Origin of the sequence: Bacillus sp. FSL K6-1338 (genome assembly GCF_038006965.1) — a bacterium.
Lineage (GTDB): Bacteria > Bacillota > Bacilli > Bacillales > Bacillaceae_G > Bacillus_A > Bacillus_A thuringiensis_S.
This window is the reverse complement of the sequence record NZ_JBBOWI010000001.1, coordinates 2,825,362-2,846,530: the sequence shown is the minus strand read 5'-3', so window position 1 is coordinate 2,846,530 and position 21,169 is coordinate 2,825,362. Positions and strand designations below refer to the sequence as shown.

The window sequence follows — 21,169 nt, the reverse complement described above, 5'->3', positions numbered from 1 at the left end:
GCTATAGTGAAGAGTGTATTGAAAAATCGTTCTTTCTTTTTTATGTGGATTGGTAGTGCAATCTCAGAATTAGGAGGGGCTTTCGGAACGTTATGTAATTCAATTCTAGTATATGAATTAACAGGATCGGAAATGGCTTTAAGTAGTATGTGGCTATTATATTTCATCCCATCACTCATATTGCAATTAATAAGTGGCCCATTTATTGATAAATGGAGCCGGAAGTGGATTATGATATTTTCACAATGGATACGAGCGTCCGTATTTTTATTACCTTTGGTGATGCTAGTTTCGGGTAGTATAGAAGTTTGGCACATTTATGTTGTTCAAATTGTAGTGGGACTTATTACACCACTTTATACACCTGCGAGTCAGGCAATTACACCGAGCATTGTAGGGAAAGAACAACTTCAAGATGCAAATGCGTATATTGATGGGATGACTCGCCTTATGATGTTTCTTGCGCCAGTATTAGGCGGAGTAGTCATTCATTTGATTGGAACAGAACTTACATTATCTTTCGTATGCATATGTTTATTTGTTAGTGGCACTTTCTTATTTTATATAAAAGAAAATAGAACGTCGCAACCTATTCGGAAAACGTGGCTAGAACAATTTCTTCACGGTTTTACATATTTTTTCACAAAACCAATCATCGTTTGGCTCGGTATATTTCTTACTTTCGTGCAGTTTGGAGTAGGGGTAACGATGGTCACAAATCTTCCTTATATAAAAGACGAGCTGTCAGCGGGATATGCAGAGTACGGCTATTTCATGGCAGGTTTTCCACTTGGCTACGTAATTGGCTCAGTATTAGTCGGAAAAGTAACATATAAAAGCCGGCGTATACTTATGCTTGGAGGATTGTTTATAGGGGGGCTCACATACATTTCATTAGGGTTCAATCATAGTATTGTCATTGCAATAATAATTGAAGTAATAGCAGGGATTTGTATTGCATTTTTCAATGTTCATAACACGACAATATGCCAACAAACCGTCCCAAATAATATGATAGGACAAGTATTTTCAGTGCGTTTATTTTTTATACGATCCGCTATGCCATTAGGTGTGTTAGTAGGGGGAATATTGAGTGAAATGTGGGGAGTAAGAGCGCTATATGTAATCATCAGTGCAATTATATGTGTTACATCTTTAATAGGGATGTTACTTCCATATTTCAAATTTTTAGATGAGGCGATAGAAAAGAAATCAGCATAATTCAAAAAATTAAAACTTTACAATTGAAAATAATTATCATAATCAATTATAATAGAAGCATACTAGTATTCGTATTACAAAGAGGGAGTGGGATATATGTTTATCGAAACGAAAACATTTACAGTAAAAGAAGGTACATCAAATATAGTTGTAGAACGTTTCACTGGAGAAGGTATTATTGAAAAATTTGAAGGCTTTATCGATTTAAGTGTTCTCGTGAAAAAAGTAAGACGCGGCGACGAAGAAGTTGTCGTAATGATTCGCTGGGAATCTGAAGAAGCATGGAAAAACTGGGAAACAAGTGAAGAACACTTAGCTGGACATAGAGCAGGCCGTGGTAAACCAAAACCAGATCATATTATTAATGTGGATCACGCAGTTTATTATGTGAAATCATCGAAATCGGCTTATCAACAGTCTTAATATACAAGCAGAGGATACATGTTGTAGAAGCAAACATGTATCCTCTTTTTTATTAATGGGGGATGTAAATGATAGGAAATCTTTCATTCATTAAAAAAATGTTCTAGGATATAGAAAAAAATATTAGACTTATAAAGCATAGTCTTAGATGGAACGCTTGAATATCTTGCCTTACATATTTAAGGGTTATGAAAATGAGTCTATATCCCTTCTGTTTAAAAGGAGATGAGTACATGAAGCTGAATCATTTAAATTTATGTGTTGATGACTTATCAGAAGCGAGACATTTCTTTGAAACATTTTTTGATTTTCAATTTTTGGAACAAAAAGGGAAAGCACTTGTAGTTATGAGTGATGAGAGTGGATTTATACTTGTGCTAAGTGATCCAAAAGCATTTAAAGGGAATAAGGAAGTTACGTATCCGGAAGCTTTTCATATTGGTTTTTTAGTGGAAACTACAAATGAAGTGGATCAAGCGTATAATCGTTTAGTAGCAGGCGGCATTGAAATAGATAAGGAACCTTATTCGATGCGAGGTAGTAGTTATGGTTTTTATTTTACAGTATTTAATGGCTTATTAATTGAAGTGTCTTGTCTTGATTATAGAGAAGGTAAGAAAATTTCAAAGCTTAATAGTAATCACCAAGAGTAATCATTTGAAGGTGTATATTTAGCCCCTTATCCAGTTTGGAAAGGGGCTTGTTTATTTTATTACCTTATTTATCTTACTATTTGTGGATTGATTATAGTCTCACCTTATTTGTCTATCTGAATTTCAAATTCAAGCACAGCTTGATCTTTCCTAAACGGGATACTGAGTTCTTTAAATCGTAAGCTTATTCCAGACAAATTATCAGGAAGGACAGGAGATATAACGAATTGATGATTCATATGTCCATCGGTGCCACCACCACCTTCTGACCAGCAATCGTATGTATCATCTATTGATAATTGGAAGAAACTACGAGGCTTATTTTCAATAAAATCTTCATCCGTGGAATCCCAATCGCTATATAAATAAACTACACTAGCATTTGCATATTGCCGAATAAAAGTTACAGTATACATGACGCCATTATGTTCATAAGTTTTAAAAACAGGTACATGTTTTTTGAAGCCAGTTGGTTCAACGCGAGGTTTAAATTCTTCTTCATCCATCATGGAAGAGAATAATGAGTTTAGATAGTCTGGATAAAATTCGTATTGCTTAGCCCATTTATAAATCGCTTCATCATGTGGAAAACCTGGGTCATCACCTGAAAGTTCTTTTCGTTCTTTTAATAGGGCGCAAATTTTTTCATCAATAGAGTATAAGCGTTCATCGTAATGATCGGTAGGACGTTCGAAAGTCATTCTTCGCATAATCATTCCTCCTTTACTTTATTTTAACAAAAAAGACAGACTAATAAATAGTCTGTCTTTTTACATTAATTCTTCACATCATCATAAAGTTCAAGCGCCTCTTTCACATTCAATCTATTCTTCACAATACTATGTATTGCTTGAATCATCGCAGCTGGGTGCTCAGATTGCCATATGTTTCGGCCCATGTCTACTCCGATCGCGCCTTCTTGCAGTGCATTGTACGTAATGTTTAATGCGTCTTCGATTGAATCTAGTTTTGGGCCACCCGCGATGACAACTGGGGCAGGGCATGTGCTCGTTATTTTTTCGAATCCTTCGCAGTAATACGTTTTAATAATATCAGCACCCATTTCAACACATACGCGGGAAGCAAGTGCTAGAAAGCGAGCTTCACGTTTTTGTAATTCCTTTGCGACTGCGGTAATACCGAGTACTGGTAGGCCGTAATCGTGAGCTTCAGAAACTACATTTGCGAGATTCGAAACAGTTTGTGTTTCATAGTCTGATCCGACAAAAACAGAAACGCCAACGCCAATTGCGTTTTGCTTCACTGCTTCTTTTACAGGTGTAACAATTGTTTCATTCGCTAAATCTTTACCAACGACAGTAGCGCCGCCAGATACACGCATAACCATCGGTGTACTGCAGTTTTCAGGAATACAGGAGCTAAGTACACCGCGCGTTAAAAAGAGGGAGTCTGTATAAGGAAGTAAGTTTTTTACTGTTTCAAGTGGTTGTTCTAGTCCGTGAATTGGTCCTAAGAAATATCCGTGATCTATTGCTAACATAACCGCTCTACCATCAGGTAAAATTGTATTTAATCGATTTTTAAATCCCCAAGTCATTCGAAATCACTCCTTCGTTAATGTTGGATTTTCCGTTTGTACCGTATCTTTATTTGGTAAATGTGGTGACTTTATAAAAACAGCTTTAAAAGGTTTATCAGAATGGTTAATCAGATAGTGAGATTCATGAGGGCGAACTTGCAGGACATCACCTTGTTTAATCGGAACTCTTTCGTTATTTACATAGAAGTCTATTTCACCTTCTAACGCATAAAAAACTTCTTCACACGTTGTATGATAGTGATTTTGAAACTCTTGCCCAGGCTGAATGACAACAAGACCAAGATCAATATTCGGGCCTTGTATTAAATATTTCGGCCCGTTATCACCGAAGCGATAGGAGAAATCATTTTCATTCGCTTTTAACATACAGTTCACTCCTTTATGTAAATGAGTTACAGTGCACCTGGCGCAATCCACATATGTGTTGTAAGTCCTTTATCAGCTAAAGTGAGCTGACTGTTATACACGGTTTTCCATGTTTCATAGAATTCCTTGTATAGCTCGTGATTTTCCGTGATTGGTTCAAATGTATTTTCCCACTGTAAAAATTGTTCGGCAGCCTCTTCCATAGATGTATATATTCCAGCGCCAACTCCAGCAGCAATCGCAGTTCCTAAAGCAGCTGCTTCTTTCACAACTGGTACTTTTACAGGAATGCCGAGTACGTCTGATAGAATTTGTGGCCATAGTTTCCCTTTAGCGGCACCGCCAGCAAAAACAACTTCAGAAGGGAATGTATCAGTAAGATTTTCAATTAGTTTTAAGTTTCCAAGTGTAACGAAGGCCGCATTTTCTTCAATAGCACGGAACAGTTCCTTTTTTCCGCATTTGTCAGCGTCTAAACTTAAATTTAAGAATGAAGGTGCGGCATGACGCCAAGAAATGTAGTTCATAACGTTTGAAAAAGTAGGGATAATACCATATGAACCGACAGGTACGTCTTTCGCTTGTTCTTCTAATAATTCATAAGCGTCTACACCGAGTTTTTCAGCGAGCTTTTTTTCTTCTTGGCAAAAAGCGTCTCGAAACCAGCGCATAACAAGACCAGGGAAAAAAGCGATTGTTTCATATTGCCATAGATTCGAAATGACATGGCAATTTACACGAATCGCAGCATATGGATCTGTAATTGGTTCTGTAATATTTACTTCTTGTTGCCAAAAGCTGCCTCCGCATATTAATGTTTGATTTGGTTTCACGACTCCAGTTCCGAGTGATGCCATTTGAGCATCTCCGCCGCCAGCGACGACAGGAATTCCTGCCAGTAATCCAGTTAATGCTGCACACTCTTTTGTAACGTTTCCGATTACTGTACCAGCCTCATTTACTTTTGGTGAAAATGGCAAAGTTATACCACACTCTTTAGCGACATCGTTATCCCAATTTCTATTTTGTAAATCAAAGATTCCAGACGTACAACCGTTGGAAGGGTCGATTTGCAGTACATCGCTTAATTTATACAAAATCCAATCGTTTAACATCGTAAAGGAGTGGATATTACAATAGATTTCTGGTTCATGTTTTTTAATCCAAAGTAGACGTGGTAAAGCACCTAATGAAAAAGTTTGCCCAGATTTTCTGTATAAATCTTCTTCAAGATGTGAGCGGATTTCTTTTAGCTCACTAACTTCAGCGGATGCACGGCCATCAACATTTGCACATGCCCATATTTCTTGCCCATTTTTATCATATAAAACAAAACCTTCTCGCATACTTGTAGCGCTAATAGCTTGAATAGAAGAAGGAAGTATATTACTTTTTTGTAGAACTTCTTTCGTACACTGTTGTACGAGTTGCCAGTTTGCTTTTACATCAAAATTCATAGAACCGGGGTAACGAGGATCAGTTTTATGAACCCATTCTTTTTGGCTTACTGCAATTTGATTGCCTTGTAAATCAAAAAGAACAGCTCGAATGCTTCCTGTACCAGCATCGAAAGCTAATAAAGTAGACATTAAGAATCACCTTCCTTTCTTAATAAGGAGAGCGCAGTTTCTTCATCAGTAATTAATGTATGAATAAATTTCCCTTTTAAAGCCCCATAAATGGCATCTATCTTTTGAGTACCTCCAGCCACACCAATGACATGCTTCATACTGCGAAGAATCGTAAGTGGTGTGCCAATTAGACGATTATGATGCGAGAGCTCTAATAAATCACCATTCGTATTATAAAACTGTCCTAAAATATCGCCCGCCCCGTTTTGACTTCGAATATATGTCATTTCACGTAGCGTTAATTTTTCTTCTTTTACAATCGTAGCGTCTTGAGATAACCCGCCAATACCGACAACTGCCGTATGTGCAAGTGAAGCGACATGAAGCATATCTTTCACGCTTGGTTCTGATAAAATACTTTGTGCCATTTCAGTAGAAGATGCTAGAAAAGGAGTAGGAATAATATGAAGATCACCTTGCATGTAGTGTAAATAGTTTTGTTTTCTTGGGAGATAGTGGTTTACTCCGCCTGTTAGCGTTACGAATGAAAGATTAATAGAACTTTCAAAATGAATGTTTTCTAGCATTTTACTTATTGTTTCACCCCAGCCGATGCCGAGTAAATCACCTTGTTGGAGATGAGTCTCTAAATATTGTGCAGCGGCTTTTCCGAGAGAAGCGTGATAATTGTCTATTGGAGTAGGGATAATGAAAGCATCTTTTAAGTGGAATTTTTTCATTAGGTCACGCTCAATACTTAAACAGTGTAAACCAGTTCCTTTTACGTGAAATGTAACGATACCTTCACTGCGTGCCTTATCTAATAACCGGACAACTTTATTTCTTGAAATGTGAAGAAGTGAAGCAATTTCCTGTTGTGTTAATTGGTCTTTATAATAGTACCAAGCTACTTTAGTTAATAAATTCTCTTCAAAGTTCAGCTGTGTCATACTCTTCATCCCTTTCAACAATTGACCACTCCTTAAACATATGTGCCACATATTTTGTTTATTCCAGTTGAAACGATTAATTGTACGTAGAAAAAAGTGTTCTAGATATAAAAAAAGGAATATACAATGCTACAAAACAAGTAGAACAAATAATCATTTTCTCAAAAAATGTTCTGGATAAAGGCAGGTGACATCATGTGGAGAACGTACCTTTATTACAAATAAAGAAAATGAGTAAGGCGTTTTTAAATCAACTTGTATTAAAAGAAGTGAACTTACAAGTAGAGCGTGGAGATATATACGCTTTAGTGGGGGGGAATGGCGCCGGGAAATCAACATTAATGAAAATATTAACGGGGTTATATTCGTATGATGATGGAGAGATGTATGTAAAAGGAATGAAGCAACAGTTTTCAAATCCGTCAGAAGCACATAGAAAAGGTATTTATTTAATACCGCAAGAACCACTCATTTTTCCGCATATGACTATTGAAGAAAATATATGTATCGGGTTAAAAGAAAAGAAAAAGAAACTAAGAGTACAGATTCAGCAATTGATTAACAGTCTAGGGTGGGATATTGACCTTTATGAGTTAGGAGCATCATTATCCATTGCGCAGCAACAGTTAGTAGAAATCGTTAGAGGATTAATAAGAGAAGCTGAGATTCTTATTCTAGATGAGCCAACATCGACATTAACAACACACGAAATTAAGAGTCTTTTTGTGTTGATGAAAAGTTTACAAGAAAAAGGAATTGGGATGATTTATATTACGCATCGTTTTCCAGAAATCTTTGAAATTGCCAACAAAGTAGCAATACTACGTGATGGAATGATTGTAAGCCAAGGTGATGTATGTGACTATACATATGACATGCTAATGGAGGGACTATTGCCAAAAGGATATAAACAGAAAGAGAAAATAGAAGTAGTTCAAGAGACAGCAAGGACGAAAAAAATATTAGAAGTGGTTGATATAAATGGTCACGCATTCAAAAATATATCATTCACTGTACATGCGGGAGAGGTTGTAGGTGTTGCTGGCATTATAGGATCTGGCAGAACGGAATTAGCAGAAGCGATATTTGGATTGAAAACTATAAAATCAGGGTCTATCTTATTAGATGGAAAATCAATTGATACGTGTTCTTTGCATAAAAGGCTAGACGAAGGACTAGTTTATGTGCCAGAGGATAGGGCGAGGAATGGAATTTTCTCAATGGCTTCTGTTAAAGAAAATATTGCAGCAGCAAGTTTACAGCAAAATAAGCGCTTTTTTATAAATCAAGAAAAAGAAAGCGCTTTAGTTAATTTTTTTATAGAACAATTCCGAATTGTTGTACAGAATATGAATGAAGAACTCGCATCTTTATCGGGAGGAAATCAGCAAAAAGTCGTACTTGCGAAGTATCTCGCATGTAATCCGAAAATTATTATTCTTGATGAACCGACTCGCGGAATTGATGCGAAAGCAAGGCTTGAAGTGTATGAGACGATAGAAAAAATGAAAAGGGAAGGGCTTGCAATTTTATTAATCTCTTCAGATGTTGAAGAAATTGTTCAATTAGTAAACCGTGTATATGTAATGAGAAATGGACGATTTGTTTCTCATATGGAAAAAGAACAACTGAGTGTGAATGAAGTTACACGCCTTGCAAACGGAGGTGTAGCGAAATGAAACGTATGTTAAAAATGCATGAAACGTCTATCATACTGTTACTACTAATTTATATAGCCATGGTCGGGATAATAAATCCTAGTTTTGTTCAGTTTAACTCGTTATCGTTAATGATGAAATCAAGCGTTATTTTAGTCGTTCTAGCAATTGGCCAATCGTTCGTTTTATTTACGAAAAATATAGACGTATCAGTTGGCTCAATTATGGGATTAAGCGCGGCAGTTTGCGGGATGTTATTAACGAACGGATATAGTGCAGTCTTGTCGATACTTGCTGCTATAATGCTTGGTGCTATTATCGGTTTCATAAACGGGATTGGAGTTGCAAAGTTTCGGGTACCAGCCATTATTATGACATTAGGGATGTTAGGAATTGTTAGAGGTGCAATGTTAATCTTCACAGGCGGGAAGTGGATTGAAGATACTCCAAATAATTTTAAGAAACTTTCATCTATCGTCATACTTGGTCTGCCGATAATTGTATGGGGTGTTCTTATTATTTTATTACTACTATACTTCTTTTTAAGGAAGGTACCATACGGAAGATACTTCTATGCGGTAGGTGACAATGAAGATGGTGCGAGGCTCATTGGGATACCTGTTAATAAAGTAAAGATAAATGCGTTTATTATATCGGGCATAAGTGCGGCAATCGCTGGTTGCATATTTGTTATGAATATCGGGTTCGTTCCAAATCAAACTGGTACAGGAATAGAACTACAGGTGATCGCAGCTGCTGTGCTAGGAGGAATTCATCTAAAAGGAGGAACCGGTTCTATATTTGGAGCCGCATTAGGAGCATTATTTTTAGAAGCAATAAGCAGTTCACTCGTCTTTTTAAAAATACCAGCATTTTGGAATAATGCTATTTCGGGTTTTTTACTATTACTTATTATCATACTAGATAGTGTCATGAAGAAGTGGAAAGTAGAGAGGAGGATGAATCTATGAAGTATTTTTACAGATGGGAAGGTGTTCTAATCGTATTACTTCTTATAGAATTCATTCTCTTTAGTTTTATAAATCGTGATTTTTTAAATATTAGTAATCTCCTTTTTAGTACAAATGATTTTCTGTTTATAGCAATCGCAGCGATTCCAATGACTTTCGTTATTGTAACAGGAGGAATTGACGTATCTGTAGGATCTATTATGGGGCTAACTTCGATTTTAATTGGTGTACTTTGGATGAATGGGATTCATATTTTATTAGCAGTAATAATGGCACTTATAGTCAGTTGCTTAGCAGGCGCTTTAAATGGATTCATTATAAAAATGACAGATGTAGAACCACTAGTTGTTACACTCGGAACGATGTTTTTATATGGAGGAATTGCACTCGTCATTTCAGGAGGGGCGGGTGCTTCTGGATATGAAGGGATAAGTGGTTTACCTGATGCTTATGTACAACTAGCAAATGGTAGTTTTATAGGAATACCTAACTTATTATGGCTTCTTATCGCATTAACAATTGTATGCACGATTTTGTTTCACCGAACGATATATGGACGCCACGTACAATTAACAGGAGCGAACGAAAATACAGCAAAATACACCGGGATTCAGACGAAGAAAGTAGTAATCATTGCTTACATACTTTCTGGGTTAGGAGGTGGATTAGGGGGTGCTTTCTTAACTGCATATTTCGGTTCCGCACGTGCTGATATGGGAAGTGAAACAATATTACCAATCATTACAGCAGTCGTATTAGGCGGGACACTTATTACGGGAGGAAAAGGAAGTATTATTGGTACTGTACTAGCGAGTATTTTTATAGGCCTTATGCAATATGGCCTACAAATGACAGGTTTAACAAATGAACAATCAAATGTAGTAATAGGTATTATCCTTATTCTTTCAGTTATTATGAGACATTTCAAATTACATCAATTCTTAGCAGGGAAAAGACGGAATTTGCATAAGGGGGAAATGTCATGAAGAGAAAACTAGGGATTGTATTGATCGTATGTATTTGTTTAATTGGTTTAATCGCTTGTTCCAGTCAAACGGCAGATAAGAAAAAAGCAGATGATGTGAAATTTGCATTTATCCCGAAATTAACTGGAGTTGGCTTCTTTACATCGGGCGGTGAAGGAGCAAAGGAGATGGGAGATAAGCTAGGCGTACAAGTGAAATATGATGGGCCGTCTGAAGCGAGTGTATCAGGGCAAGTAAAGTATATAAATAATTTCATTAATCAAAACTATGATGCACTTATGGTTTCCTCTACATCAGTTGATGGTTTATCGCAATCACTGCAGCGTGCTAAGAAAAAAGGAATGACTGTCTTAACGTGGGATTCTGATGTGAATCCGAAAGACCGTTCTTTTTATATAAGTCAAGGGACACCAGACCAACTTGCTAACTTATTAATTGAAATGACTTCCAAGCAAATTGGAGATAAAGGAAAAGTAGCTTTCTTTTATTCTAGTCCAACAGTAACGGATCAAAACCAATGGGTAACGAAAGCGAAAGAAATTATTAAAAAGAAATATCCGAACTGGGAAATTGTAACGACGCAGTACGGTGAAAATAATGCGCAAAAATCGTTATCAGTAGGGGAGAACATATTAAAAACGTATCCAGATATTAATGCAGTCATTTGCCCGGATGCAACGGCACTACCAGCGATGGCACAAGCAGCTGAAAACTTGAAAATGGATAAAAAAGTTGTTGTAACTGGCTTCTCTACACCAAACGTTATGCGTGATTACGTAAAACGAGGAACAGTACAACAATTTGGATTATGGGATGTAAAACAACAAGGTGCACTCGCAACGTATGTAGCAAATGAAATAGTAGTAAAAGGGAAGAAGTTAAAAGTAGGGGATAGTTTTGAAGTAAAAGGAATCGGAAAAGTGAAAGTAGAGCCAAACTCCATCCAAGGTTATGATTATGAGGCAGAAGGAAATGGAATTATTGTATTGCCAGAGCGGGTTGTATTTACGAAAGAGAATATTGATAAGTATAATTTCTAGTAACGAAAAAACGTCCGAATATATCGGACGTTTTTTATTTCTTCATTAGTTATGAACTGTTTCTTTTTCATTTAATCCAAGCGTACGACCTGTAGAAGTGTGTAGGTCTTGGAACAACCTTGGATTTTCAGTTAGTGAAATGCCATATGAAGGAATCATTTCTTTTATTTTTTCTTCCCATTCTACCATGCGGCTTGGGAAACATTTTTCTAATACTTCAAGCATGACGTGAACAGCAGTAGAAGCACCTGGTGATGCGCCTAGTAATGCGGCGATTGAGCCGTCAGCTGCACTTACTACTTCTGTACCAAATTGAAGTGTTCCTTTACCGCCAGCATCAGTATCTTTAATTACTTGTACACGTTGTCCAGCAACTACAATATCCCAATCTTCACTTTTCGCGTTCGGAATGAATTCGCGTAATTCTTCCATGCGTTTTTCGTGCGATAACATAACTTGCTGAATTAAGTATTTTGTAAGTCCCATTTCTTTTACACCAGCAGCTAACATCGTTAAGACGTTATTCGGTTTTACAGAACCGATTAAGTCAAGATTTGAGCCAGTTTTTAAGAATTTAGGTGAGAACCCTGCGAATGGTCCGAATAATAAAGCTTTTTTATTATCTATATATCTCGTATCAAGGTGAGGTACAGACATTGGCGGAGCGCCAACTTTAGCTTTACCGTATACTTTCGCATGATGTTGCTCTACAACTTTTTGGTTTTTACATACCATAAATAGTCCACTTACTGGGAATCCACCGATATGCTTTGATTCAGGGATACCAGTCTTTTGAAGTAGAGGTAGACTACCGCCACCACCGCCAATAAAGACGAATTTAGCAGTATGATGCTCAATTTTACCACTATTCATATCGTGTACTTTCACTTCCCACAAACCATTTTTCGTGCGCTTAATATTTTCAACACTATGCTTGTAGTTTAGCTCGACATTTTTCGTTTTTAAGTAATCAAACAACATACGTGTTAATGCACCGAAGTTAACATCTGTTCCAGAGTCAATCTTCGTTGCCGCCATCGGTTCATTAGATGTACGGCCTTCCATAATGAGTGGAAGCCATTTTTTTAATGTTTCAGGAGCGTCGGAAAATTCCATTCCTTGAAACAGTGGATTTTTTGAAAGCGCTTCAAAACGGTTTTTTAGGAACTCAACATTTTTTTCCCCTTGTACTAAACTCATATGAGGCAGTGGCATAATAAAATCTTGTGGATTACGAATTAATTTGCTTTTTACAAGATATGCCCAAAATTGTCTTGAAAGCTGGAATTGCTCATTCACTTTTACAGCCTTACCAATATCTATAGATCCGTCAGATTTTTCGGAAGTATAGTTCAGTTCGCATAGCGCAGAATGCCCTGTACCTGCATTATTCCATTCGTTAGAGCTTTCTTCCCCGGCACTTGCGAGTTTTTCAAAAACTTTAATTTCCCATTCAGGTGCTAATTCTTTTAGTAATGAGCCTAACGTTGCACTCATAATTCCTGCACCAATTAAGATAACGTCTGTTTTTTGCTGCATGTTGCTCATGATAATCTCTCCATCCCCTATATTGGCAAAAAAGTGTAGGTGTTTTCTATGTCTAAGCCGTAAAAGAGAAACACCGCCTAGGCCCCACCTAGGTGTATACCTTTTTTGTCTCAATTATATAACCATCTCATACTCTATTATAATAATTAATAGACTAAAATATCTAGTGTTATCTGATAATTTTAAACTATTTAACGTTTTATTCGCTAAAAATCTTATTTAACAAGCTCTTTTAAGGTGGTAAATAGAAAAAAATTACAGTTTGAAATTATCTCGAAAAAGCTTACGTATCCTTAAGTGACTAAATCGAGTACCTTTTTATGGGATTATTCTTTCTGTAATAGTAAGATTATTCTGAAAAATAAAAAGGAGGGACTCTAATGTGTACAAAAGAACAAATTTCAAACTTATTTCGAAACTTTTCAATAAAGGAATGTAAAGGGTCAAGTGATTTATATGAATATTTATCAATGAAAATTGCTGAAGATGAGGAAGTACTTACACTATCGTCCTATGCTCAGGTAGGTCAACCAGTCCCAAACTTACTATTAGGTGCAGTACATTATTTATTGCTAGCAGGGAAAGAACATCATTTAAAAACGTATTATAGTAGTTTAGTTGAAAATGCTGATACAAATTTAGATAAAGCTTTTAATCATTTTAAAGATTTCTGTAAAGAGTACCGAGAAGAAATCATTACTTTGTTACAAACGAAACTCGTTCAAACAAATGAAGTAAGACGGTGCGCATACTTATACCCAAGTTTCTGCTACATATTTAACAAAGTGAAGAAGCCGTTAGCGTTAATTGAAATTGGGACAAGTTCTGGGTTGCAACTGTTCTGGGACCAATATAGTTATTCGTACGGGACGGATGAAATGTACGGAAATATAAATTCAAATGTGCATGTAACTTCTGAAATAAGAGGGGAGAATGTACCGCATTTTCTAAAAGAAAGCCCATCTGTCGTAGAAAGAATCGGACTGGACTTACATGTGAATGATTTACATAATGAGGAAGATTATTTATGGTTACGTGCTTTAATTTGGCCAGAACATAAAGAAAGGCTTGAGATGTTTGATCAAGCTGCATCTTTAGTGAAAAATGAATCTGTCCAATTCATAGAAGGAGACGGTGTAGAGCTATTATCATCTATTATTGAACAAATAAGTGAAGAAGCTGTTATTTGTATTTTCCATACACACGTTGCAAATCAAATACCAGAACAAGTAAAACATAAGTTAGAAAAACAAATACAAGAAATTGGCGCAAAACGTGATGTATTCCACCTTTATAACAACATGTGGGATCGTGACCTTCATATTGATTATTATATTAACGGAAACGAATATCGTGAAACGGTTGGAGAAACAGAAGGGCACGGGAGATGGTTTAGCTGGAAGATTGGAAATGAGACGCCTATTTAGATTAATAGGGGCGCCCTCACTTGTAAAAGGTGGGGCCATAGGCTCAATCATGGACTAAATGGTTAAGGAATAAATTTATTAGTAACATACAAAAAATGCTTCGGAGAAATCCTAAGCATTTTTTGTATTACATTTAAACCCCATAATGGATCATGTACTTCTGTTCTGCTGTAGCTTGTTCAATCTTTGAAGCTAACTCAATCAGCTCATCAGAATTTTTGAAGAACTTTGAAGATGTAACTGTTTCATAGAATATTGCTAATGATTCAGGCGGGATAATTGTAATACCGTAATAAGCTAAACCGTATTCCTGATTTTTGACTGTATGAAAGTAGGTTTTCATAATTGATAAATTTCGATTTAAGCTACTGATAATATCATCATCAACAGAAATACAATGATATTTCTCTGGTGTATAATCTTCGTAATTTTTTTGAGAAGTAAAATCGTCAATTATTCCAAAATCATGGACACATGCCATCATTATCATCCTTTCAATTTTAATAAAGTGAGTTCTATTAAAGTAAAATGGTCATTCGTTTAAGTGTAATAGAAATAGTTATGTAGTTCATAAAATATCTTCGGTTCTTCTTCGTGAAGACAGTTTATTTATCGATAAACTCATCGGGAGCCCAAGTGGCGATTTCATTCCCAGGTGCAGCGACTACAAGCCATTGCTCACATAGAACACCAGATTGCCAACATTCATAATAATCATGAAAACCATTTACAAAAATAATTTGTCCACTATCTAATGTAATAATTAAATGAGGGCTTTCTAAGCCAAGTTGTATATCGGTAACTTTTTGTCTTCTTATCTTAAATATTCTTTCATATTCTTCTTCCCCAGAATAAACTTCAAATTCATCTTCATTTAATGGGTATCTTTTTTGAGGTTTATTAAATAAACACCATTTTGATTCGATATTGATATATAATTGTCCGTCATAATCAACTGAGTCGTGAAAGTTTGTGAAATGAATCTTTATAGCGCCTGGAGAAATACCAAATTGTAATCCATCAACTTGTGATCCGATGAATAGATTTTTCAACACCTTTTCAGCGTAAATTTTATCCTCTTGATTCATTCTTGAAATCCTCCTTTTCTTAAAAATATACCTTATATTTTTATTGTAATAAATAAATTTTCATGTAAAATGAACCTTTTGTGAAAAACGAGCGAATATATTGTGAAAGATCATGAGAAGGGGTTGTAATGTTGGATGAAGTAAAATTGAAAGAATGGCTATAGAGTTTGCTTTACTGTTAAAGTATTTCATATAAAAATCACGCATTCATTCTAAGTCATTTACCCAAATTACGATATGTTCAATTTTCATAGGTTTCATCCATCCTATCTGTAGCAATTAGGCTTCCACTGTATTAAGTTTGCATTTGCATTGCAACAATTTTGCTTTGGTGTTAAAGCTAGTTGTTAATTTTTGATTATGTACGTACATACAATATGTAATTAAGTAAATGATCAACATAGTAATTACAGAAAAGGGTGAATGAAGCATATGAATCAATTTGAGCAAATGATGTACGTTGGTGTCATCATGTCTACTGTACTATCCGTAATGATTTTAGGGTCCTTATATTATAATCCTCGACTATCATTAACTGATTATCCGAAAGATATTCAAAAAGTAGTTTTTCCAAAATCGATTCATGAAAAAAAGCAAACCATTTACTTTAATATTGTATATAATGCTATTCTTTTCGGTTGTCCTTTCGTTTCTACATATATATTACATAAGCATGAAAAATTAATGTATATGGATGCTTATTTACACACTTTTGGTATTTTAATGATTTTCAATTTAGTAGATTTACTTATAATTGATTGGCTAATTTTTTGCTGGATTACTCCAAGGTTTGTTGTGATTCCTAGTACAGAAGGAATGAAGGGATATAAAGATTATAAGTTTCATTTAAGAGGTGCTATAGTCGCTACTAAAATTTTAGCAATCGTAAGTTTATTTTTGGCGGGAATTGCAACAACTATTTAGTGTGAAGAAGGGCATGAAGCTTTTATAAAAGATAAGGATATTTATAATATATAGAATTAGAAATAAGAATTTGATAGTATTGGAGTAAGGAGTTTTAATAACAGTATATTAAACAATATTAATATACTGTTGCAAATGTTTTGATATTATGTAAAATTATACAATTTTACAGAGGCATTTGATAAAATTCAAAAAATATAATGGAGGCTAATATGAAAAAAGTAATTGGCGCAGCAACAGCAACTATTTTTGGATTGGGGGCATTTACCACAACTGCTACCGCAGAAACAATCGTAACAGCAGATGTACTTAACGTACGTGAAAAACCGACTACAGAATCAAAAGTGGTCGAAAAAGTAAAGAATGGGCAAGAGTTAAAAGTCATCAATACTGAAGATGGTTGGTCAAAAATTGAATTGAACGGTAAAGAAGTGTTTGTAAGTTCGGAGTTTACAAAAGATGTGTATCATGTAACGGCGAATTTGTTAAATGTACGTACCGAAGCAAACACAGAATCAGAAATTCTTGGCAGACTGAAAAAAGATGATGTAATTGAATCAACGCATCAAGTAAAAGACGGATGGCTGCAATTTGAGTATAAAGGAAAAACAGCTTATGCAAACGTTTCTTTCCTATCAAGTACAGCACCAACTGAAAAGAAAACTGAAGAGAAAATGAAGCAAGTAGCGAAAGTACAAAAATCAGTTAAAGAAAAGAAAGAAGTAAAGACGCAGAAAGTAGCAAAAGCGAAAGAAACAACGAAAGCACAAGAAATAGTAAAGCCTAAAGAAGAAGTAAAAGTTAAAGAAGAACCGAAAGCGCAAGAAATAGTAAAGCCTAAAGAAGAAGTAAAAGTTAAAGAAGAACCGAAAGCGCAAGAAATAGTAAAGCCTAAAGAAGAGGCAAAAGTCAAAGAAGAAGTAAAAGTTAAAGAAGAACCGAAAGCGCAAGAAATGGTAAAGCCTAAAGAAGAAGTAAAAGCTAAAGAAGAAGAAAAAGTGCAAGAAATAGCAAAAGCTAAAGAAGAAAAAGCGCAAGAAATAGCAAAAGCTAAAGAAGAAGAAAAAGTGCAAGAAATAGCAAAAGCTAAAGAAGAAAAAGCGCAAGAAATAGCAAAAGCTAAAGAAGGAGAAAAAGCGCAAGAAATAGCAAAAGCTAAAGAAGAAGAAAAAGCGCAAGAAATAGCAAAAGCTAAAGAAGAAGAGAAAGCAAGAGAAATAGCAAGAGCTAAAGAAGAAGAGAAAGCAAAAGAAATAGCAAAAGCTAAAGAAGAAGAGAAAGCAAGAGAAATAGCAAAAGCTAAAGAAGAAGAGAAAGCAAGAGAAATAGCAAAAGCTAAAGAAGAAGAGAGAGCGAAAGAAGTATCAAAAAACAACATAGAGTCTGCTAAACGTGAATTAACGGTAGTAGCGACAGCGTATACTGCTGATCCAAGTGAAAATGGTACATATGGTGGACGCGTTTTAACTGCGATGGGGCATGATTTAACGGCAAATCCGAATATGAGAATTATCGCAGTTGACCCGAAAGTAATCCCATTAGGATCTAAAGTATGGGTGGAAGGTTATGGAGAAGCTATCGCTGGTGATACTGGAAGCGCAATTAAAGGTAATCGTATTGATGTATTAATGGGTTCAAAAAGTAAAGCTATGAATTGGGGAAGACAAACTGTTAAAGTGAAAATTTTATAGTAACTATAATGATCCAAATAGAAGTCAGTTCTCTTTATTGAGGCTGGCTTTTATTTTTTTAGTGGAAGTATAATAGGATTCTTAAATGACTTATTAATAAAACTGTAATAAAACATAAAAATTGTATCATGTTTAGAAAAACTATTAAGAATGAGGTAAGGAAGTAGAACAGAAGGGTATTGAGAAGTAGAGAAGAATAGTATGTTGCTACAATTACACAAGATATCGAGGAACGTGAACTTATTTCAGTAGTTGATTTCCAGTTTGGGGAAATGAATATCTATTTTTATTTATGTCAAGATTGTTCTGTAATGAAGACCGAGATACAAGGTACATAATGTAAATAAGACTGATTGATTATGTCAGTCTTATTTGTATATCTTAATATCATTAAAAATCACATCAAATATTTCTTTTTGCGTAAAGTTATCTGTAAAAATAGTTTCTCTCGCAACCTCAATTGTATCGTGCGGATTATACCATTTTTGTAGGGAATCTTCACCAAATTCATGTCGTTTGTCCCTTGTGTTATGTCGTCTAATAGTTTCCTCTAATGATAAATCAAAGTAATATGTAAATGCATTTTTATCAAAATAACGAATTAATTCTTTTAACATCTCACCATACCTACTACTGTTCAATATACCTTCTAAAATAACAAATTCACATTTTCCTTTTCCGTACTTTGTAATTTCAAATAGTAAATCATGTGATAAATTACCCATTGTGTCGTGTACTCTAAGCATATCTCTACGCACAACATCCTGTGATACTAAAAGTGTACCTTGTCCGAAATGTTCTTGTAGTTGCTTTGCAATCGTTGTTTTACCACTTGCGGAGTTTCCTCTAAGAATGATTAAAGTGGATGTAAGTATAGGTTTAGACATAATGTATTCCCCCAACGGTATTAATTATATAGAAAATTTTAACAAATAAAGTGAGGAAAGTGTATAATTAATATGATGGATATTTAAGGAGGGGATTAGATGGGGGATATATTAAAAAATGCACAACCTATATGGAAACGGACTTGGTTTCGTTATCTAGGGGCATTTTTTATTGTTCAGTTACTGTTTATTTTGTGTGAAATAACTGCGTGGGCACCAAACTTTAGGCCAGGCGGAGAGTTTTTTAATAGAATATTAAATTCTCAATTTTTCACTGAATGGTTCACACTCTATACAATCCCGCAATTTAACGTATTTACAGCATTTTTTGCGATTACATTACTACCATATGCATTAGTAGGTGCAATGAAAGATATAACATCAAGAAAAAATATAAAGGAATAATAGAGGTATAATATGCTTTTTCAAAAAGAAGGTTTATTGATTAGATACGTAATGGAAGATGATGCATCTATCGTTTCTAAATGGTTAACGGACCCAGCAGTCCTGCGGTATTACGAAGGACGAGATAATCCGCAGTCTGTAGAAAAGGTGCTTGATCATTTTATACATAATCCAAACAGTAATGAAAAAAGATGTTTAATAGAATTTGATACCGTTCCGATTGGTTACATGCAAATGTACCCAGTTGATTCAGAGTGGAAAGCGTTATATGGCTATAAAGAATCACAAAATGTATGGGGAATGGACCAATTTATCGGTGAACCAGCCTATTGGGGAAAAGGAATTGGACAAAAACTCGTTCAGGCAGCAATTACATACATTATGGGTGAAATGGGAGCAGAAGCAATCGCAATGGATCCGAAAGTAAATAATGAACGAGCGATAAAGTGTTATGAAAAATGCGGATTTAAAAAAGTAAAGATTTTAAAGGAACATGAGCTGCATGAGGGGAAATTAGAAGATTGTTGGATGATGGAATACAAACAATTATAATGAATATGCAATGGCTTATATAAACGAAGGGAGCTGTGCGAAATGAAAAAAGCGTTAATCGTAATTGATGTGCAAGCGGGTATGTATACAGCTGGAATGCCAGTACATAATGGGGAAAAGTTTTTACAAACATTGCAAGAGCTTATTGGGGAATGTCGTTCAAATGATACCCCAATTATTTATGTCCAACATAACGGTCCTAAAGACCATCCGTTAGAAAAAGGTACGGATGGGTGGCGAATCCATGCGGCAATCGCTCCGCAAGAAGGAGATAATATTGTTGAAAAGACGACGCCAGATTCATTCCATAAGACAAACTTAAGCGAAGTGTTACAAGAGAAAGGAATTGAACACGTTATTCTTTCGGGAATGCAATCAGAGTATTGTGTAGATACGACAACGCGCAGAGCATGTAGTGAAGGATATAAAGTAACGTTAGTGAGTGATGCGCATAGTACATTTAATACAGAAGTGTTACGTGCTGAAGATATTGTGCAACATCATAACGCAGTATTGGGAGCGTTTGCGGATGTTGTTGCATTAAAAGACTTGAAAGTGGCTGCCTCTAAATAAGAGGTAGTTTTTTTATTAGAAAAAAGCGTCAAATATTGTCGGTAAGTCGATATTTTGAAATAATCGTTTATATAATTTCACGTACCATAATGAAAATATACAAAAAAGAAGCACCACATAATTAAAAAGGGTGCTCCTGCATTAAAATGTTACTTCTTCTTGTCTTTATCCAATATATTTTGTTCTTCAGCAAACTCCGTACCATATGCAAAGCGGCGATTAATACGAATGTTATCATTGTTGTGCCTTGTATGAGAGTTTGAGAAGCGATGAACGATTACTTCAGATAAAGTGAAGACGATGGCAGAAAGGATACTGCCCCATGCAATTTGCATATAGTTGTCTAATAAAATATTACCGAAAATCCATACGCTTAAATATGTTAATAAGAAATCCGACATAATGGCACCAGTATTGCCAATTCGATTTAAAATAATTTTATCAACGAACATGTAGGATACGATTGTAACAAAGAGACTGAATGAAATAATTTGAACAAACGTTGCAGGGAAAAATAAAGCAAGCCCAATGCTAAATGCGATAATGCACGATATAAACTTGATAAGCACTACTGTGAAATCATTCAAAATTCACACCTCCGATTTATACATAGTTTTTCAATAAATTCTGGAGTTCATACATTGTAACGGATTTATTTACGTAAAACTTTTTCA

Annotated in this window: 23 protein-coding genes; 13 read left to right on the top strand and 10 right to left on the bottom strand. The window is 35.3% G+C overall.

Annotated features, from left to right (window positions below):
- Window positions 1–6 precede the first annotated feature (6 nt).
- The 3 genes from NZ044_RS14675 (at window position 7) to NZ044_RS14665 (ending at window position 2,297) form a co-directional block, all read left to right on the top strand.
- Window positions 7–1,221 carry an MFS transporter gene (locus tag NZ044_RS14675; protein ID WP_097826170.1) on the top strand — a complete coding sequence of 405 codons (1,215 nt, stop codon included), beginning with the start codon at window positions 7–9 and terminating at the stop codon, window positions 1,219–1,221.
- A 96-nt stretch (window positions 1,222–1,317) separates the two neighbouring features.
- Window positions 1,318–1,644: a heme-degrading monooxygenase HmoA gene (gene hmoA, locus NZ044_RS14670; protein ID WP_000469498.1), complete on the top strand. Its 327-nt coding sequence runs from the start codon at window positions 1,318–1,320 to the stop codon at window positions 1,642–1,644.
- A 233-nt stretch (window positions 1,645–1,877) separates the two neighbouring features.
- Window positions 1,878–2,297, top strand: a complete 420-nt coding sequence (locus tag NZ044_RS14665) for a VOC family protein (RefSeq protein WP_000773089.1) — start codon at window positions 1,878–1,880, stop codon at window positions 2,295–2,297.
- A gap of 104 nt (window positions 2,298–2,401) precedes the next feature.
- Here the strand turns inward: NZ044_RS14665 and NZ044_RS14660 are convergent, their stop codons facing one another.
- From NZ044_RS14660 to NZ044_RS14640, 5 genes are all read right to left on the bottom strand, one after another.
- On the bottom strand, window positions 2,402–3,007 hold the full coding sequence (locus NZ044_RS14660; protein WP_118961925.1) for a hypothetical protein: 606 nt from the start codon (window positions 3,005–3,007) through the stop codon (window positions 2,402–2,404).
- Between the two features lie 65 nt (window positions 3,008–3,072).
- On the bottom strand, window positions 3,073–3,855 hold the full coding sequence (gene lsrF / locus NZ044_RS14655) for a 3-hydroxy-5-phosphonooxypentane-2,4-dione thiolase (RefSeq protein WP_098506522.1): 783 nt from the start codon (window positions 3,853–3,855) through the stop codon (window positions 3,073–3,075).
- A 6-nt stretch (window positions 3,856–3,861) separates the two neighbouring features.
- Window positions 3,862–4,224 carry a cupin domain-containing protein gene (locus tag NZ044_RS14650; protein ID WP_000909986.1) on the bottom strand — a complete coding sequence of 121 codons (363 nt, stop codon included), beginning with the start codon at window positions 4,222–4,224 and terminating at the stop codon, window positions 3,862–3,864.
- A 26-nt stretch (window positions 4,225–4,250) separates the two neighbouring features.
- Window positions 4,251–5,813, bottom strand: a complete 1,563-nt coding sequence (lsrK, locus tag NZ044_RS14645) for an autoinducer-2 kinase (RefSeq protein ID WP_000105712.1) — start codon at window positions 5,811–5,813, stop codon at window positions 4,251–4,253.
- A complete protein-coding gene (locus NZ044_RS14640; protein ID WP_000677766.1) occupies window positions 5,813–6,763 on the bottom strand; it encodes a sugar-binding transcriptional regulator in 951 nt (316 codons plus the stop codon). The genes lsrK and NZ044_RS14640 overlap by 1 nt, the downstream gene beginning before the upstream one ends.
- A 179-nt stretch (window positions 6,764–6,942) precedes the next feature.
- Between NZ044_RS14640 and NZ044_RS14635 the strand changes: the two genes are divergently transcribed.
- The 4 genes from NZ044_RS14635 to lsrB are packed head-to-tail and all read left to right on the top strand — an operon-like array spanning window position 6,943 to window position 11,400.
- The gene (locus tag NZ044_RS14635) at window positions 6,943–8,424 is read left to right on the top strand and encodes a sugar ABC transporter ATP-binding protein (protein ID WP_000432604.1); all 1,482 of its coding nucleotides are present in this window, start codon (window positions 6,943–6,945) and stop codon (window positions 8,422–8,424) included.
- Window positions 8,421–9,374: an ABC transporter permease subunit gene (locus NZ044_RS14630; protein WP_000827500.1), complete on the top strand. Its 954-nt coding sequence runs from the start codon at window positions 8,421–8,423 to the stop codon at window positions 9,372–9,374. Before NZ044_RS14635 ends, NZ044_RS14630 begins: the two co-directional genes overlap by 4 nt.
- Window positions 9,371–10,360 (top strand): ABC transporter permease, encoded by a 990-nt coding sequence (locus NZ044_RS14625; RefSeq protein WP_000873535.1) that lies wholly within the window; start codon window positions 9,371–9,373, stop codon window positions 10,358–10,360. Before NZ044_RS14630 ends, NZ044_RS14625 begins: the two co-directional genes overlap by 4 nt.
- Complete coding sequence (gene lsrB, locus NZ044_RS14620; RefSeq protein WP_000823653.1) at window positions 10,357–11,400, top strand: autoinducer 2 ABC transporter substrate-binding protein LsrB; 1,044 nt, start codon at window positions 10,357–10,359, stop codon at window positions 11,398–11,400. The genes NZ044_RS14625 and lsrB overlap by 4 nt, the downstream gene beginning before the upstream one ends.
- Before the next feature lie 45 nt (window positions 11,401–11,445).
- Here the strand turns inward: lsrB and NZ044_RS14615 are convergent, their stop codons facing one another.
- Window positions 11,446–12,948, bottom strand: coding sequence for a malate:quinone oxidoreductase (locus NZ044_RS14615; RefSeq protein WP_000069147.1), 1,503 nt, complete (start codon window positions 12,946–12,948; stop codon window positions 11,446–11,448).
- Between the two features lie 380 nt (window positions 12,949–13,328).
- Here NZ044_RS14615 and NZ044_RS14610 point away from each other — a divergent pair, with 380 nt between their 5' ends.
- Complete coding sequence (locus tag NZ044_RS14610) at window positions 13,329–14,375, top strand: DUF2332 domain-containing protein (RefSeq protein ID WP_063675473.1); 1,047 nt, start codon at window positions 13,329–13,331, stop codon at window positions 14,373–14,375.
- Window positions 14,376–14,508: 133 nt separating this feature from the next.
- Here NZ044_RS14610 and NZ044_RS14605 read toward each other — a convergent pair whose 3' ends face one another.
- Together NZ044_RS14605 and NZ044_RS14600 are read right to left on the bottom strand one after the other, a co-directional pair.
- Complete coding sequence (locus NZ044_RS14605) at window positions 14,509–14,859, bottom strand: hypothetical protein (RefSeq protein WP_025117865.1); 351 nt, start codon at window positions 14,857–14,859, stop codon at window positions 14,509–14,511.
- A 121-nt stretch (window positions 14,860–14,980) separates the two neighbouring features.
- Window positions 14,981–15,463 (bottom strand): hypothetical protein, encoded by a 483-nt coding sequence (locus tag NZ044_RS14600; RefSeq protein WP_001070897.1) that lies wholly within the window; start codon window positions 15,461–15,463, stop codon window positions 14,981–14,983.
- Window positions 15,464–15,895: 432 nt separating this feature from the next.
- Between NZ044_RS14600 and NZ044_RS14595 the strand changes: the two genes are divergently transcribed.
- Together NZ044_RS14595 and entB are read left to right on the top strand one after the other, a co-directional pair.
- On the top strand, window positions 15,896–16,387 hold the full coding sequence (locus NZ044_RS14595) for a hypothetical protein (RefSeq protein WP_001071246.1): 492 nt from the start codon (window positions 15,896–15,898) through the stop codon (window positions 16,385–16,387).
- Window positions 16,388–16,599: 212 nt separating this feature from the next.
- The gene (entB, locus tag NZ044_RS14590) at window positions 16,600–18,078 is read left to right on the top strand and encodes a cell wall-binding protein EntB (RefSeq protein WP_277513482.1); all 1,479 of its coding nucleotides are present in this window, start codon (window positions 16,600–16,602) and stop codon (window positions 18,076–18,078) included.
- Window positions 18,079–18,446: 368 nt separating this feature from the next.
- Here entB and NZ044_RS14585 read toward each other — a convergent pair whose 3' ends face one another.
- On the bottom strand, window positions 18,447–18,965 hold the full coding sequence (locus NZ044_RS14585) for a kinase (protein WP_063675469.1): 519 nt from the start codon (window positions 18,963–18,965) through the stop codon (window positions 18,447–18,449).
- 99 nt (window positions 18,966–19,064) lie between these two features.
- Between NZ044_RS14585 and NZ044_RS14580 the strand changes: the two genes are divergently transcribed.
- Genes NZ044_RS14580 through NZ044_RS14570 form a run of 3 tightly spaced genes read left to right on the top strand, consistent with a single transcriptional unit; the run spans window position 19,065 to window position 20,495 of the window.
- Window positions 19,065–19,370: a YfzA family protein gene (locus NZ044_RS14580; RefSeq protein WP_063675468.1), complete on the top strand. Its 306-nt coding sequence runs from the start codon at window positions 19,065–19,067 to the stop codon at window positions 19,368–19,370.
- 12 nt (window positions 19,371–19,382) lie between these two features.
- The gene (locus tag NZ044_RS14575) at window positions 19,383–19,922 is read left to right on the top strand and encodes a GNAT family N-acetyltransferase (RefSeq protein WP_000898780.1); all 540 of its coding nucleotides are present in this window, start codon (window positions 19,383–19,385) and stop codon (window positions 19,920–19,922) included.
- A 42-nt stretch (window positions 19,923–19,964) separates the two neighbouring features.
- Window positions 19,965–20,495 carry a cysteine hydrolase family protein gene (locus tag NZ044_RS14570; RefSeq protein WP_118961961.1) on the top strand — a complete coding sequence of 177 codons (531 nt, stop codon included), beginning with the start codon at window positions 19,965–19,967 and terminating at the stop codon, window positions 20,493–20,495.
- Window positions 20,496–20,644: 149 nt separating this feature from the next.
- Here the strand turns inward: NZ044_RS14570 and NZ044_RS14565 are convergent, their stop codons facing one another.
- Entirely contained in the window at window positions 20,645–21,082 is a 438-nt protein-coding gene (locus tag NZ044_RS14565) for a YndM family protein (protein WP_000997702.1), read from the bottom strand.
- Window positions 21,083–21,169 lie beyond the last annotated feature (87 nt).